The sequence below is a fragment of the Sediminibacterium roseum genome, from assembly GCF_009939005.1.
Lineage (GTDB): Bacteria > Bacteroidota > Bacteroidia > Chitinophagales > Chitinophagaceae > Sediminibacterium > Sediminibacterium roseum.
The window spans coordinates 586,328-601,980 of record NZ_JAACJS010000011.1 but is presented as its reverse complement, the minus strand read 5'-3'; the positions used below and the strand labels follow the sequence as shown (position 1 = coordinate 601,980).

The window sequence follows — 15,653 nt, the reverse complement described above, 5'->3', positions numbered from 1 at the left end:
CCCGAGCTGCGAGCGGGGCCGGTGGTGTTTATTGTTTTTCTTGCAGCTAAAAGCTAATAGCTAATGGCCAATAAAAGAGATTATTACGAAGTTCTGGGCGTGGGCAAATCAGCCTCTGCAGATGAGATCAAAAAAGCTTATCGCAAAGTTGCTATGCAATACCATCCCGACCGCAACCCGGGCGATAAAGAAGCGGAAGAGAAATTCAAAGAGGCCGCTGAAGCTTACGAGGTATTGAGCAACGACGACAAAAAAGCGAAATACGACCGTTTCGGCCACCAGGCATTTGCACCCGGTATGGGCGGCGGCGGTGGATACAGCAACATGAATACCGACGATATCTTCAGCCAGTTTGGAGATATTTTCGGCGACGATATGTTCGGCAGCTTCTTCGGCGGCGGCGGAAGCCGTCGCGGTGGCGGTGGAAGGGCGGCGCGCGGCCAGCGTGGCAGCAACCTCCGCATCAAGATGAAGCTTACCTACGAAGAGATCGCCAAGGGCGTTACCAAAAATGTAAAGGTTAAAAAACACGTGGTTTGTACCACATGCTCCGGCAGCGGCGCAAAAGACAAAGGCAGTGTGCAAACCTGTTCTACGTGTAATGGCAGCGGACAGGTGCGTAAAGTAACAAGTACTTTCCTCGGTCAGATGCAGACGGTAACAACCTGTCCTACCTGTAATGGCGAAGGCACAACCGTAACCGCAAAATGTACCGCCTGCAAGGGCGAGGGCCGTGTATACGGCGAAGAAACCATCAGCATCGATATTCCTGCGGGTGTGCAGGAGGGCATGCAGCTCAGCATGAGCGGCAAAGGAAATGCGGGCGAACGCGGGGGTGCGCCGGGCGACCTCATCATCCAGATCGAAGAGGAACAACATCCGGAGCTGCACCGCGACGGGCTCAATGTGGCATACGATCTTCACATATCTTTCCCTGATGCCGCATTCGGCACGTCAGTGGAAGTGCCTACGATAGACGGGCGCGCCAAGATCAAGATCCCACCGGGCACACAGAGCGGCAAGATCTTCCGCCTCAAAGGAAAAGGATTTCCTGAAGTGCAGGGATATGGTAAAGGCGACCAGCTGATCCAGGTGAATGTGTGGACCCCCCAGCACCTGAATGCAGAAGAAAAGGAGATGCTCGAAAAGATGAACAGGAGCGAACATTTCAAACCGAACCCGAACAAAGGAGACAAGAGCTTTTTCGACAGGGTAAGGGAGGCGTTTAATTAACTTCCGGTAATGATATTGCAGACAGATGCGGCCTTGGCCGCATCTTTTTTTTACCGCTTTTTTTTCTTTTTCACCGGCCGGTAGATCTTGAATGCTTTCTCCACCAATGATAAAAATTCCGCCTGGCGGGGATCGGTAACATCAACCGCAGTGGAAGCAAATTGGAAAACATCTTCCGGTTTTTTATCACTGAAGAATTTTGATTGACGCAGTACGGAACCGAACATCGCAACCGCTGCTGCAAAACGGTACGAAGAATCTGCCTCGTTTATCTTTCGCGGTTCATACAGCACTTTGAAATTCTGTCTGCGTGCGCTGTCTGTTACAGGCGTACGGTACTGAAGCGAAACATCGGCCAGTGTTTTGTGAAGGAGCAATGAATCTTTGGCAACGGGCCTGATCTCGAAGATCGCCATCATCGAATGACCGCTTCCTACTTCGCCGCCCTCGAGTTCGCTGGAGCTGTCTGCCGCTGCATTTTTTTTGTTATCGAAACCGATCAGCCTGTATTCTTCGATCATACCCGGTTTAAAAGAAACTTTCAGGAACGCATTGTTGGCAACCGCATAAATGGTTTGTGTAAATTCCTTCACCAGTATTTTCTGCGCTTCCTGCAGGTTATCGATGTATGCGAAATTGCCGTTTCCTTTTTTGGCCAGCAGTTCGAGCTTGCTGTCTTTGTAATTGCCCATGCCCACGCCAAGACAGGTAAGGTAGATGTTGGTTTGTTTGTAACCCACGATCATTTCTTCCAACTCTTTTTCTGATGTCTGGCCGATGTTGAAATCGCCATCTGTTGCCAATACCACGCGGTTGTTGCCTTCTTTGATGAATGTCTTTTTCGCCATCTCGTATGCAATGCGTATCGCGCCCGCACCGGGTGTATCGCCGCTTGCAACGAGCGAGTCGATCACATCCTTGATCTTCTTTTTATCTGCACCGCTGGTGGGTTGTAATGCAATGCCCACACCGCCTCCATAGGTTACAATGGCGATCGTATCTATGCTGCGGAGATTGTCTGCTAGCAGTTTGAAAGCAGATTGAAGCAAGGGCAGCCGGTTGGGTTTGTCCATCGACCCCGAAATATCGATCAGGAAAACAAGATTGGAGGGTGGTATTTTTTCAAGATCGAGTTTGGGTGCAGAAATGTTCAGGAACAACAGTTGGTTGCCTGTTTTCCAGGGGCAGGTGGTTAACTGCGACCTGCAATGGAACTCATTTCTTACAGTGGCATCGCCGGGTTTTGTAAAATCAAAATAGTTCAGCATTTCTTCAATGCGTACCGCGTCTGTGGGCACCAGCATTTCGTTGCTGAGAAAACGGCGGATGTTGCTGTACGATGCCTTGTCTACATTCAATGCAAACCCCGTTTCGGGATAAAGGTCTGCGGTGATAAATTTGTTTTCTACAAGATTGCTGTAACTTTCACCCATTACAGAAAAAGCGCCGCCGGATTCTGATCTCAAATTGGTAGTGAAAGAAGAGAGTTTTTTATTGTATAGATGTGCAGTGGTGGGGAGCATCTTTAAAACAAAATCCTGGAACCTCCTGGTGTCGATGCGTGCGCGGAGGATCTCGTATCCATCCTGCACCAAAGTGATCGTATCGTTTGTTACAGCGGTTGAGATACCGAAAGTGCCCCCGTTGCCGCTGTAATAAGGAAAACTGCCTTTGGAGGCAAGCGTGATCTTTACACCCTCCAGCAAACGCCCCCGCTCATCCCTGATCTCGCCACGTAAATAAAACTGGCCAGAGGAAGTTTTTGCAAGCGTGCACAATAAAATAACCCAAATGACCTTGTTCATTTGTCAGCAGGATTTCAGGTAGTTTTATGGTTGATGGGTTGCCCGGATCAAGGGCTTCACAGGTATTGAATTTCGGGGCCCGTCAGCCCGCTGCCTCATGTGAAACCGTTGCTGTGCAGGAAGCGCGCGGAAATGGCAAGTCCGTCCGGTATTCCCCGTTTGAAACATTCCGAACGGGAATAATCAATTCAATATAACCTGGAATACCGGCATATCAAATAGCGAACGGTAATATTTGCACAACTTTAGGCTTCTTCACTCAACTGGTACAGCTCACGGATGTTCCTTCCCAGGCCATCGTAATCGAGGCCGTAACCAAGTACAAATTTGTTGGGGATCGAAAAACAGCAGTAGTCGATGGGTACTTCAAAAACAGTTGCCTCCGGTTTGTGCAACAGCACGGCAACTTTCAGGGAGGCAGGGTGCTGGTTCAGCAACTGTGGTAAAAACTCATGCAGCGTTTTACCGGTATCGATGATGTCTTCTAGAATAACGACGTGCCTGCCGCTGATGTCCATATCAAGACCGATGGCCGTGATCACCTGCCCGGTAGATTTTGTTCCTTTATAAGATGCAAGCTTGATAAAACTGATCTCGGCCTCAATGGAAACCGATTTGAAAAGATCAGCGGCAAACATGAACGACCCATTCAGCACAGCGATGAACAATGGTTTTTTACCTGCATAATCCTTGTCTATCTCAACCGCCAGTTCTTTGATCTTTTCAAGAATGACCGCTTCCGGTAAATAAGGAACAAATGTTTTGTCGTGTACTTTGATCACTGGCATGTAGTTTAGGCCGCTGTAAAATAAGGAAATTATTTTGGTGCTTTTACGGATGCTGTGGCGATGGGATGTAAAAAGAGCTTATCGCCCGGCTTCACCGTTGCATTTTTGGAAAGGCGGTTGTATTCCGCCAGGCTCTCGAGGCGCACACCTTCTACCTGGCTCACATCGTGCAAGGTTTCTCCCGTCGTTACAATATGAAAATCGCCCGCGCCTTTTTTCATTTTCTTTTCGATGAAGAGAAGTCGGTCCGTATCCAGGATGTCCATCTCCGGGAGGTCATTGAATTCGATCAGCTTGCTCAACGAAATATCGTATTGGTTGGCGAGCGATAAAAGGGAGATCCCTTCGTTCGCATAGATCACTTTTGTATGGTTGATGGTAAATACACCGGCCGGGTATGTTTTTTTTGCCACTGTTCCGGGCTCTATGGCCGTATTTTTTACAAGCGAATCTGTCAGTACAGCCTGCTTCGCCGTTTCCGTTTCAATGGCTTTGGCGATGGGTTCCGAAGGTTGGGCAGTGGTGTCTTTTGCGTCGAGCGCGATCTTGTTTGGTTCGAGCGCCGTTTCTTTTACCAGCGCAGCGGTTGATTCGATCACGGGTGTTAGGGGTGGGTTTTTGATGCGGGCCAATGCTTCAAGACTGTATTGCTGCAGGTTGTAATCGTTGATGATCTTCATCAATCGCTGCGGATAGGTGGGCAGCGTGGCATAACCTGCTTTTTTCAAACCCTTTGCCCAGCCATCGTAATCGGTAGGATCGAGCTTGAACAGAAATGCATAATGCGGTCGTGTCTTTAAAAAATCAGAGTGATCGCGGAAAGATTCTTCCGGTGTGGCATACACACGGAAGCATTCGCCTTTTTCATCGTCGTCGTGGTACACTTTGGGCCCGGTCCATTCTGTTTTGCATTTGATCCCGAAATGATTATTGGAACTCTTAACCAGTTCGCTCTCTCCATACTGCGATTCAAGGATGCCTTGCGCAAGGGTAATGGAAGCAGGAACGCCGCTGCGGATCATTTCAGCAATGGCGATCTCTTTGTAAGTATTGATGTAGGCTTCTCCTTTTTCTTTCTGGGCCTGCACCGCAACAGCGGTGAGCAGGGAGAAAAACAAGATGAGTTTTTTCATTTATCCTTTCTTTTTGATCATGAGTACGCCGTCCCTGATCGTTACAAATACCTGTTCTGTGCGTTCATCGTTCCGTACGTGTTCGTTGAACGCCTGTATGGCTTTGGCATTTTTGCCTTTCAGCGGTTTTTCAAAAACCTCCCCGTGAAACAGCACATTGTCTGCCAGGATCACGCCACCCGGCCGCAAACGCGGCACCACGAGTTCGTAATAATCGATGTATGCTGTTTTATCGGCGTCGATAAAAACAAGATCCCATGGCAGCGACAAGCCCGGGATGATGTCCCTCGCATTTCCGAGGTGCAAATGTATCTGCTTATTCCTATCGGATTTGCTAAAATTGGCCCTGGCCGTTGCCGCGTCTTCCCCGCGCAGTTCTATGGTGTGCAGTTCGCCGCCGCTTATCAGCCCTTCCGCCAGGCACAGCGCACTGTATCCCGTAAAAGTGCCTATCTCCAGAACGTATTTTGGCTGCAGGATAGTACTTATGAACGAAAGAAATCTGCCCTGCACATGCCCGCTGAGCATGTGGGAGTGGGGATGGTTGGCCATCGTATGCCTGTTCACCTCGGCCGTAAGGGCATCTTCCGGTGAGGTAAAAAGGGCCGCGTAGGCCTCTACCTGGGGATTGATGAGTTCCATTTGGCAAAAATACGGTTTGGGAACCGGACTTGTATGGTCTGCTACCCGCTGCTATCCAATCACGATACTGATTCCAATAAACACAACCGTACCGGAATTCTTATGAAACGTTCTTTCTGAAACGGCTGCTAAACAGTTGTTGTATAATCAACCTTGTCGCCAGGTTTCGAGATCGCCCATAAACCAAGGAACGTGATCAACCCGTTTATGATCAGCAGTTCGATCCCGATCTGGTAATTGTGGAACCACACCTTTGCATTCTTGCTGATGATATATGAGATCGTTGGCGCCAGCAAACAGATCAGCGTAATGAGCCATGTGTTGGGCAGTTTCCTTTTCGAAAAAATACCAAAGGCAAACAGGCCCAGCAACGGGCCATAGGTATAGCCGGCGAGGTCAAGGATGATGTCGATGATGCTGTTGTCGTTGAGCTTGTAAAAGAACATGATGCACATCAAAAAGACGACTGCGAAACAAAGGTGCACGGTTAAACGTGTGCGTTTTTTTTGCTTCTCATCAAGGTCAACACGGTCGCGCAGGCCAATAATGTCTATGCAGAAAGAAGAGGTAAGCGCCGTTAATGCGCCATCTGCACTCGGGAACAATGCAGAGATCAGTGCGATGATGAATATGATGCCCACCGCCGGCGGGAAATAATTGAGTACGATGGAAGGGAAGGCCTTGTCGCCTATGATGTTGGTGTTGTTGAGCACGAGTTGTTTCACCATCTTTCCGTTCACCATTACATCCTGGTATTGTGCGCCGTTGGCGTTGGCGAAGAGGTAGAGCAACCCGCCAAGCAGCAGGAACAGGGCAAGCACGCTCACCAGTACGATGGCCAGTGTGATCACGTTCTTCTGCGAATCGCCAAGCCTTTTGACGCTGATGTTCTTTTGCATCATTTCCTGGTCGAGGCCCGTCATGGCAATGGTGATGAACGCACCGCCGATGATCTGTTTCAGGAAAAACCCTTTGCTGTTCACATCGGTGTTGAATACGTTGAGGTAGCCCACTTCACGCATTTTATCCATCGCACCGCCAACGGAAAGGTGGAGGTTGTTGAGGATGTATACCACGCAGATCACCAGCCCAGCGATCATGAGCGTGGTTTGCAGCGTATCTGTATAAACGATCGTTTTCACACCACCTTCAAAAGTATACAGGAGTATCATCAGCAAAATGATCGCAGCGGTAACCACGAACGGCACGCCCATTTTATCGAGGATGAAGAACTGGATCACGTTGATCACCAGGTACAGTCTCGCGGTAGCGCCCAGTGTTCTGCTGATGATAAAGAACAATGCACCTGTTTTGTACGCCACTTTTCCAAAACGCTGTAATAAATAATTGTAGATGGAAGTGAGGTTCATCCTGTAATAGATCGGCAGTAATACGAATGCGATCACGGCGTAGCCGATCAGGTATCCGAAGGCAACCTGCATGTAAGCAAACCCTTTGAACGATCCGCCCGCCACATCGCCCACGCCGCCCGGTACGCTTACAAACGTAACGCCGCTGAGCGAAGTGCCGATCATACCGAATGCCACCAGCATCCAGTTGCTGTTCTTGTTCCCGATGAAGAAGGATTCGTTGTTGCTGTTCCGGCCCGTATACCAGGCAACGGCAAGCAGAATAACAAAATAAGCGATCACGAAAGAGAACAGGAGCATCGGCGACATAGACAATAATTAAATCATTAAGAAAACGAGTTGGAAAAGTAATAAAAATATTTAAGGTAATTTGCGGGAATCGTGGCAAGTGGTGAGCGGTGATCGCCCGCGATCATGTTCAACACCCACGGACCACAAACACACGAACCATGCAAATCAGCGCCATAACTATTTTCTGCGGATCAAGACCGGGTAACCATCCTTTGTACGAAGCACATGCCGCTGCGCTGGGAAAAATGATGGCGGAGCAAAAGATCTCGCTGGTGTATGGCGGGGGAAACAAAGGGCTGATGGGGGCCGTGGCCAATGCTGCAATGGACAATGGCGGAAAAGTGATCGGCGTGATCCCGAAAATATTGCTCGAATGGGAAGCACAGCACGAGGGCATTACCGAACTGCGCGTGGTAGACGATATGCACGTACGCAAACGCATGCTCTACGAATTGGGCGATGCCGCGATCGTACTCGCCGGCGGCAACGGCACGCTGGATGAACTCTATGAAATGGTTACCTGGAACAACCTGAAGATCCACAACAAAAAGATCATCATTCTCAACACCGCAGGGTTTTACAACAACCTGATTGCGCACATGGATACAATGGACCGCGAAGGTTTTTTATATGGCAACTGGCGCGAACGCATCATCGTTTGCGAAACGCCGGAAGATGCTATTGGCGCCTTGGTTTAAGATACAATCCAAACCCCGCACGCAATACAGGAAGCGGATCCCTGTATTGATCGCGGTAAGGGGAACCGTCGTTCTGCAAAACATCTATCATCAATGTGAAGTAGGAATAATGCTGGCCAAGTATCCTGGTACCATACCCGATGCCCACCAGTAAACTCCCCGTGCCATACCGGTTTGTTACCTGGTAATTGGTCTGCATGTTTTTTTCATTCGAGCTCGTCCAGTTGTATTCGGGCTGGATCTGCAGGTGTAAAAAACTCAGGGGCCAGACACGAAGAAAAGGGCCGCCGCCATAATTGAAATTGCGGTAGCGGTACGGACTGTAATCCGTTGCGCGCTGAGAAAAATAGTTTATGTTGAACGACATGCCGCCGTCGAGCCACTTGTTGATGCTGTAACCGATCTCGGGGTTAAGTCCTACGTTGAAAGAATTGTTGGCGAGCCCAAGGTTCAGGCTCGTTCCCAGGAAAATATTTTCACGCTTGAATTTTCCATTGCCGCGGTCGTTTTCTTCCTGCGAAAAAACACCGGTGCAGGTACAAAAGAGGGCAAAAGTGATGACTATTTTGAGATTCTTCATAGATGCGTTTAAACACTGGCCAAACGGGAACAAGCATAAAAGACCCACGAAAAAATAGTTGCTGCATGGCCCGATTTCCTTACAAACCTAACCACAAAGCCACCAGGCAATTGGTAAAGTATTGTTAGATATACATCAAAAACCATTTTACTATCTCTTGACTGCTTTCCAGTTTTACAATTCATTCAACAGATCACGTGATCATCAAAAACTTGCGCAGAAGGAACCGATAACTGTTTGATGTTTTACAAAAATACACGCTATCCATTAACAAAGTCTAAAGTGTAGGGTCTACACAAAGAAATATCCGAATAAAGTAAACAGCTATTTTTGCCTCATAACTAACGTTTGTTTGTTTATGATCGCAACTACCATTATGATTCCAACAGAAAAATTAAAGGCACTTGGGCTTTCCGGTAACAATGGTATCCACTACCAGCTGGGTCCTGCGGAACTTACAGAACAGGCCGTTTTACGTGGCCAGGGTATTTTGAATGATACGGGTGCATTGTGTATCCAGACGGGCGAGTTTACCGGCCGGAGTCCGAACGATAAATTTATTGTGAAAGATGCGGGCACGGAGGGTACGGTAGACTGGAACAAGTTCAACATTCCTATTGAAGAAAAATATTTTCACCAGTTAAAAAAGAAACTGCTTGAATACCTCGGTGCGAAAGAAGAGATCTGGGTGCGCGATGCGTATGCGTGTGCCGACCCCGCGCATCGTTTGAACATACGCGTGATCAACGAAAACCCCTGGAGCAACCTGTTTGCCTATAATATGTTCCTCCGCCCTTCGGAAAGAGAGCTTGAAAATTTTGAGCCCGAATGGCACATCATACAGGCGCCTGGTTTCAGGGCAGACCCTGCGGTGGATGGAACAAGGCAACACAATTTTGCCATCATCTCTTTCACCCACAAAACGATATTGATCGGTGGCACAGGTTATACGGGGGAGATGAAGAAAGGGATCTTCAGTGTGCTCAACTACATCCTGCCACACAACAAAAATGTTCTGAGCATGCATTGCAGCGCCAATATGGGTAAGGATGGCGATGTGGCCGTGTTCTTTGGATTGAGCGGCACAGGGAAAACCACGCTCAGCGCAGACCCGAACCGGAAACTGATCGGTGATGATGAACATGGCTGGACCGATGATTCCGTTTTCAATTTCGAAGGCGGGTGCTATGCCAAAACCATTGACCTGAGTGAGGAGAAAGAACCCGAGATCTTCCAGGCAATACGTCCTGGGGCACTGGTAGAAAACGTTCATTTTTTTCCGGGCACAACACAGATCGATTTCAGCTGTAAAGACACCACGGAAAATACCCGTGTAAGTTACCCGCTCGGTTTTATCAGCAACGCGCTGGAGCCAAGCATTGGTGGGTTGCCCAAAAATATTTTCTTCCTTACCTGTGATGCCTATGGCGTGTTGCCGCCGGTGAGCAAGCTTACTCCTGGGCAGGCCATGTACCAGTTCATCAGCGGTTATACTGCAAAGGTGGCGGGTACGGAGGCTGGTGTTACGGAACCAAAATCAACGTTCAGCGCCTGTTTCGGTGCGCCGTTTTTGCCGCTGCATCCCGGTAAATATGCGGGTATGCTGGGTGAGAAGATGAAGAAGAACAAGGTAAATGTATGGATGATCAATACCGGCTGGAGCGGCGGCCCTTACGGCATCGGCAGCCGGATGAAACTGGGTTATACACGGGCCATGATCACCGCGGCCCTCGACGGAAGGTTGGACGTTGCAGGCTATACAGCGCACCCCGTTTTCGGGATGATGATGCCCGACAGCTGCCCGGGTGTTCCGTCAGAAATTTTAAACCCACGCAGCACTTGGGCCGATACTGCTGCCTATGATGCAAAATCAAAGGACCTGGCGGCACAGTTCGTACAGAATTTTGAAAAGTATGCCTCCGGCGTAACGCAGGAAATACTCGATGCCGCACCCAAAATCTAACTGCTTATTTCCCCTGGCCATGGGGATTAAACCTGGTCTCTTCGATTGCTTTGTCTGTTACGGAAACTCCGCCTTCGGGTGGAGTTTTCATTTTCGGACCAGGAACTTTGGTGTATTTGGTTTTTCTCTTCACCAGAGAAAAGTACTCGGTTGCAAGGAGAATATTCTTCCGGGCAATTGCCGGGTAGTCAGGAAAGGATAGGGTCAACTTTTATTAATGTTGAAAACAGAGCGGCTCACTTTTGCGAGCCGCTTTGTTTTATAGTTTCTCTTTGCCCGAAAGAAAATTATGGCCGTATTTTTTTAACAGGGCTATATTCTTTTCCAACGCTGGTAAGAAATCGTCTCCTTTTGGCATTAAATCAGGCCAGTAAAGGAGTGATGGGTCATATTTGCCGAAAAAATCATGAAACGTAAGGCGTTTGATTCCATCATTCAGAAAATAGTAAAACATTTGATCGCGGTATTCGTAACCAAGGTTTAGCACAATTTTTTTTTCTTTATTGCCGTAGATCAGGAAGGTGCCGTAATTTTCGCTGCGCACCTCCGTTAGCTCGAAACCATAGTCAGTGACCAGGAAACTAAATTTTTCTAAAGCAATGGGTTTGTAGTCAAGAAACGGCATTTTTACTATTTTGAATTAGGATCCAAATCATTTCAATCAAGTAATATTCCCAGCAGTCATCTGCATCGTTGCCCAAAATCGCGTAGAGAGAATCGCCACCCTCGTCATAGCCAAGGCCGATTTTTTTAATGATGGTTGTTTGGGTTTTAAAACTCAGGTACAGGTATCAAAACGAGCACAGCCGATTAACTGTGATGCCAAACTTTTCGTGAAAAAATGATTTTTCACGAAAAGCGGAACGTAAGGTTTTCGCAAATTTGCGTATGCAAAACATCCCGTCAAAAAAGGCGGGTATTACAAAAACAGAACTCCCCAGCGTTTTAAAACAACCCGAACAAAGTACTATCCACTTTGCTGATGATGTCTCCAAAATGCTCATCCGTTTCCGCGAATTTATTTTTGTCGCAATCGATGATCAGCAACGGGCCCTCTTTGTAAGAGTCGATCCATTTGTTGTAGTATTCGTTGAGCCTTTTTAAATAGTCGAGGCGTATGTTCTCTTCGTATTCCCTTCCGCGTTTCTGGATCTGTGCCACAAGCGTAGGCACGGATGCTTTCAGGTAGATCAGCAGGTCTGGCGGCTGTACCATTGATTTCAATGTCTGGAAGAAAAGATAATAATTGTCAAAATCGCGTTTGCTCATCAACCCCATTTCATGCAGGTTGGGCGCGAAGATGTTGGCATCTTCATAGATGGTCCTGTCCTGTATGATGGTTTCCGTTCCATGATGGATCTCGAGCAACTGGTTGAGCCTGCTGTTCAGGAAGAAGATCTGCAGGTTAAAGCTCCAGCGTGGCATGTCCTCATAAAAATCCATGAGGTAAGGGTTGTGGTCCACATCTTCAAACTGCGGTATCCATCGGTAGTGCTTGCTCAGCATCTCTGTCAACGTGGTTTTCCCCGCGCCGATATTGCCGGCCACTGCTATATGTTTTGGTTTTCTTGCTTTTGCCATGATGTGTTGAATGTACGATTTTTTTTAAGCTGCCGGCTGCCGGCCTTTCGCTTCGTGCTTTTTTGTTTTATAAGGTTGTTTTGCCCGGCCCTCCGCGCAAAGCTCAGTTCATTCCCACTGCCTCCCGCACGAGCTGCAAGGTGGCCGATGCACTGGCACGGGCCTTGTCGGCGCCCTGGAGAATGATGCGCGACAACAATTCTTTGTTGTGCTGTATATCTGCAGCTTTTTCGCGGATCGGGCGGATGAACCGCGCCATGTCTTCGGCCAGCTGTTTCTTCATATCGCCGTAGCGGATGATGCAATTGCCGGCACTGCTGGCATTGAAATCGTCTTCGAACTTTTTAACGGTATCTGGTGTACTCACAAGTCCCATCAGGGTAAAAAGATTCTGGATATAATCAGGCTTTGCCGATCCCGGTGTTTCGGGCCCCTGGTCGGTCTTTGCCTTCATGATCTTTTTGCGGATCGTGTCCTCGTCGTCTGCCAGGTACAAAGTGGCCATCTGGTTCTCGCTCTTGCTCATCTTACCTGTTCCGTCCAGACTCATGATCCGCACCAGCTCACTGTCGTAGTTGAATGCATAAGGCAACGGCAATACTTCTCCGTAACGGTAATTGAAACGCTCGGCAAAGTTCCTCGCCATTTCGAGGTGTTGCTCCTGGTCTTTGCCAACCGGTACCTTTACCGCCCGGTGGATCAGGATGTCTGCAGCCTGTAATACAGGATAGGTAAGCAAACCCGCATTCACATTGTCTGGCTGCTGGCGAACCTTGTCTTTGAAGGTAACTGTTTTTTCCAGCTCGCCCTTGTAGGCAAGCATGTTCAGGTACAGGTACAGTTCCGCTATTTCCGGAACATCGCTCTGTATGTACAAGGCCACTTTTTCAGGATCGAGGCCGCATGCGATGTTCTCCGCGATCACGCGGTGAACGCTGTTCTTCAATTCTTTTGTATCGGGGTGCGTGGTGAGGCTGTGCCAGTTGGCCACGAAGAAATAACAGTTGTAATCATCCTGCATGCGCACATAATTACGCATCGCGCCAAAATAATTGCCCAGGTGCAGGAAACCTGTAGGGCGGATACCACTAAGAACAACCTCTTTTTCCATAGGGGGCGAAGATAGGGAGAGAAGACGGAACATTGCACATCCCGCAACGAACAATGGGCGCGGAACAGGACCGGTATTTACAAGGGATGAGCCACCCGCCTGGAGCGCTGGCCGGGTCGTAAATGTCTGATCTAACCAGTATTTATACCGGTGTGTGACCGCCTTATGTCAAACAGGTGATCCCCATAACATGTTCCCGGCGCTTTTTGGTTGCCGTTCTCTGCACCTTTCGCCATTAACCTGGTGCTCATCGCCTGCCCTTCGTAGTTCGATGGTGCTTTTTATTATTTTGCAGCTTAAATCAACATCATCTCCGATCTCGCATCCATATTGCTGAACCCCATCGAATACCTCAAAGGTGTAGGGCCGATGCGTGCCGATATGCTGAAGAAAGAGCTGGAGATCTTCACTTTCGGCGACCTGCTGGAACATTTCCCCAACCGGCACATTGATAAAACAAAAGTGAACCGCATCCGCGAGATCACGCCGCAAACGGATTACATACAGGTGGCCGGAACTTTGCTGGGCTATGACACGGTTGGAACAGGGCGTGCCAAACGATTGTTGGCCCAGCTGCGCGACAGCACCGGCATACTGGAGCTGGCCTGGTTCCAGGGCATCCATTACGTGGTAAAGAACCTGAACATAGGGAGCGATTACCTCGTGTTCGGCAAAACAGGTTTTTTCAATGGCAAGCCGCAGATGGTTCATCCCGAAATAGAACCTTATGCGCGGGCAAATGCAGATGGAAAAAATTTTCTCGAGCCCGTTTATCCAACAACAGAAAAATTAAAGGCGCGCGGCTTCAATGGAAGGCAACTGGGCAAACTTACGTATGCGCTTCTTTCGCTTGTGCAGCCAAAAGACATCCCGGAGAACATTCCCGAAGAAGTGTTGCGGCGATTAAAACTCCTTGGGCGTTACGAAGCCTACCGGAACATCCATTTTCCCGCAAGCGCGGCTTTGTCTGAGGAGTCGATGCGCAGGATCAAGTTCGAGGAATTTTTTATCGCCCAGGTAAGACTGAACCTGGTTCGTCTCCAGCGCCACAAAGCAAGCCGCGGCGTGGTGTTTGAAAAAGTAGGCGAGCTTTTCAATACGCTTTATTCAAAATATTTACCCTTCGAGCTTACGGGCGCGCAAAAACGCGTGGTCAAGGAGATCCGGGCCGATACGGGCCGCGGCCACCAGATGAACCGTTTGCTGCAGGGAGATGTGGGCAGCGGCAAAACCATCGTTGCACTACTGAGCATGATGCTCGCCGCCGACAACGGTTTCCAGAGTTGTATGATGGCACCCACAGAGATCCTTGCCCAGCAGCATTACGCCGGGTTAAGCGAACTGCTCAAAGAAATGCCGGTGGAGATCGCGCTGCTCACGGGCAGTACAAAAGCAAAAGAACGGCGCAGGATCTTACAGGGACTGATGGATGATACGATCCATTTTGTGGTAGGCACCCATGCAGTGATCGAGGATGCCGTACAGTTCAGGAACCTGGGATTGGTTATCGTTGACGAGCAACACCGTTTTGGTGTGGCCCAGCGGGCGCGCCTGTGGGAAAAAGCAGCGGTACCGCCGCACGTGCTGGTGATGACGGCGACACCGATCCCGAGAACACTTGCCATGACTGCCTACGGCGATCTCGATTACAGCATCATGGATGAATTGCCGCCCGGCAGGCAACCCATCACCACCGTTCACCGTTCAGAAACGGCAAGGGCGAACGTGATGGATTTTGTGAGAACAGAAATTGACAAGGGCCGCCAGGCTTATTTTATTTACCCGTTGATCGAAGAAAGCGAAAAACTCAGTTACGAAGACCTGATGCAGGGTTACGAGCAGGTCAAAAGTTTTTTCCCTGAACCTAAGTTCCGCATCAGCATGGTGCACGGGCGGCAACCGGCCGAGCAGAAAGAAACCAATATGCAGCGCTTTGTAAAAGGCGATACGCAGATCATGGTAAGTACAACGGTGATAGAAGTGGGTGTGAACGTTCCCAATGCCTCGGTTATGGTGATCGAAAGCGCGGAGAAATTCGGCCTCTCGCAGCTGCACCAGCTCCGCGGAAGGGTGGGAAGAGGCAGCGAAAAAAGTTTTTGCATTTTATTAACTGGTGTCAAAGCCAGCAAAGAGGCCCGCGAACGTATCAAGATAATGTGCGCCACGAACGATGGTTTCAGGATCGCCGAAAAAGACCTCGAGATCCGCGGTCCGGGCGACATTGAGGGCACCCGGCAGAGTGGGGCACTGAACTTTAAGATCGCAAACATTGTTAACGACAGGGCGCTGCTCGAACTGGCCAGGGCCGAAGCGGAGCGCATTGTGGAAGAAGATGTGGAGCTTAGTATGGCAAAGAATTTGCAGCTGAAAACATACCTGCAATCGCAGCGCCGCAGAAACGGATGGGGGAAGATCTCATAAAGGTTCTCGATGGTATACGATAAAGGGAGGCTGAACT

General features: G+C 49.1%; 13 protein-coding genes. 4 read left to right on the top strand and 9 right to left on the bottom strand.

Translation table 11 applies throughout. From position 1 onward, the window contains the following. The first annotated feature begins 63 nt into the window (after positions 1-63). A complete protein-coding gene (dnaJ, locus tag GWC95_RS07865) occupies positions 64-1,233 on the top strand; it encodes a molecular chaperone DnaJ (protein WP_161818140.1) in 1,170 nt (389 codons plus the stop codon). 50 nt (positions 1,234-1,283) lie between these two features. Here dnaJ and GWC95_RS07860 read toward each other — a convergent pair whose 3' ends face one another. The 5 genes from GWC95_RS07860 to GWC95_RS07840 form a co-directional block, all read right to left on the bottom strand. Next, a complete protein-coding gene (locus GWC95_RS07860) occupies positions 1,284-3,038 on the bottom strand; it encodes a vWA domain-containing protein (protein ID WP_161818139.1) in 1,755 nt (584 codons plus the stop codon). A 245-nt stretch (positions 3,039-3,283) separates the two neighbouring features. After that, on the bottom strand, positions 3,284-3,826 hold the full coding sequence (gene hpt / locus GWC95_RS07855) for a hypoxanthine phosphoribosyltransferase (RefSeq protein WP_161818138.1): 543 nt from the start codon (positions 3,824-3,826) through the stop codon (positions 3,284-3,286). Between the two features lie 29 nt (positions 3,827-3,855). Then, positions 3,856-4,959 (bottom strand): glucosaminidase domain-containing protein, encoded by a 1,104-nt coding sequence (locus tag GWC95_RS07850; RefSeq protein ID WP_161818137.1) that lies wholly within the window; start codon positions 4,957-4,959, stop codon positions 3,856-3,858. Continuing rightward, positions 4,960-5,601 carry an O-methyltransferase gene (locus GWC95_RS07845; protein ID WP_161818136.1) on the bottom strand — a complete coding sequence of 214 codons (642 nt, stop codon included), beginning with the start codon at positions 5,599-5,601 and terminating at the stop codon, positions 4,960-4,962. A gap of 128 nt (positions 5,602-5,729) precedes the next feature. After that, positions 5,730-7,280, bottom strand: a complete 1,551-nt coding sequence (locus tag GWC95_RS07840) for a sodium:solute symporter (protein WP_161818135.1) — start codon at positions 7,278-7,280, stop codon at positions 5,730-5,732. 140 nt (positions 7,281-7,420) lie between these two features. On the opposite strand from GWC95_RS07840, the gene GWC95_RS07835 reads away from it, so the two are divergent. Next, a complete protein-coding gene (locus tag GWC95_RS07835) occupies positions 7,421-7,960 on the top strand; it encodes an LOG family protein (RefSeq protein ID WP_161818134.1) in 540 nt (179 codons plus the stop codon). On the opposite strand, the gene GWC95_RS07830 is transcribed toward GWC95_RS07835, so the two are convergent. Beyond that, positions 7,941-8,540 (bottom strand): hypothetical protein, encoded by a 600-nt coding sequence (locus tag GWC95_RS07830; protein WP_161818133.1) that lies wholly within the window; start codon positions 8,538-8,540, stop codon positions 7,941-7,943. The two genes, GWC95_RS07835 and GWC95_RS07830, sit on opposite strands and share 20 nt — an antisense overlap. A gap of 376 nt (positions 8,541-8,916) precedes the next feature. On the opposite strand from GWC95_RS07830, the gene pckA reads away from it, so the two are divergent. Next, positions 8,917-10,503 carry a phosphoenolpyruvate carboxykinase (ATP) gene (gene pckA / locus GWC95_RS07825; protein WP_237722096.1) on the top strand — a complete coding sequence of 529 codons (1,587 nt, stop codon included), beginning with the start codon at positions 8,917-8,919 and terminating at the stop codon, positions 10,501-10,503. A gap of 259 nt (positions 10,504-10,762) precedes the next feature. Here the strand turns inward: pckA and GWC95_RS07820 are convergent, their stop codons facing one another. The 3 genes from GWC95_RS07820 to trpS all read right to left on the bottom strand — a co-directional run bounded on the left by GWC95_RS07820 (position 10,763) and on the right by trpS (position 13,195). Then, positions 10,763-11,128 carry a hypothetical protein gene (locus tag GWC95_RS07820; RefSeq protein WP_161818131.1) on the bottom strand — a complete coding sequence of 122 codons (366 nt, stop codon included), beginning with the start codon at positions 11,126-11,128 and terminating at the stop codon, positions 10,763-10,765. Positions 11,129-11,448: 320 nt separating this feature from the next. Next, a complete protein-coding gene (locus GWC95_RS07815; RefSeq protein WP_161818130.1) occupies positions 11,449-12,084 on the bottom strand; it encodes a deoxynucleoside kinase in 636 nt (211 codons plus the stop codon). A 103-nt stretch (positions 12,085-12,187) separates the two neighbouring features. Continuing rightward, positions 12,188-13,195: a tryptophan--tRNA ligase gene (trpS, locus tag GWC95_RS07810; protein WP_161818129.1), complete on the bottom strand. Its 1,008-nt coding sequence runs from the start codon at positions 13,193-13,195 to the stop codon at positions 12,188-12,190. Positions 13,196-13,525: 330 nt separating this feature from the next. On the opposite strand from trpS, the gene recG reads away from it, so the two are divergent. Further along, positions 13,526-15,616 (top strand): ATP-dependent DNA helicase RecG, encoded by a 2,091-nt coding sequence (gene recG, locus GWC95_RS07805; RefSeq protein WP_161818128.1) that lies wholly within the window; start codon positions 13,526-13,528, stop codon positions 15,614-15,616. The last annotated feature ends 37 nt before the right edge of the window (positions 15,617-15,653 follow it).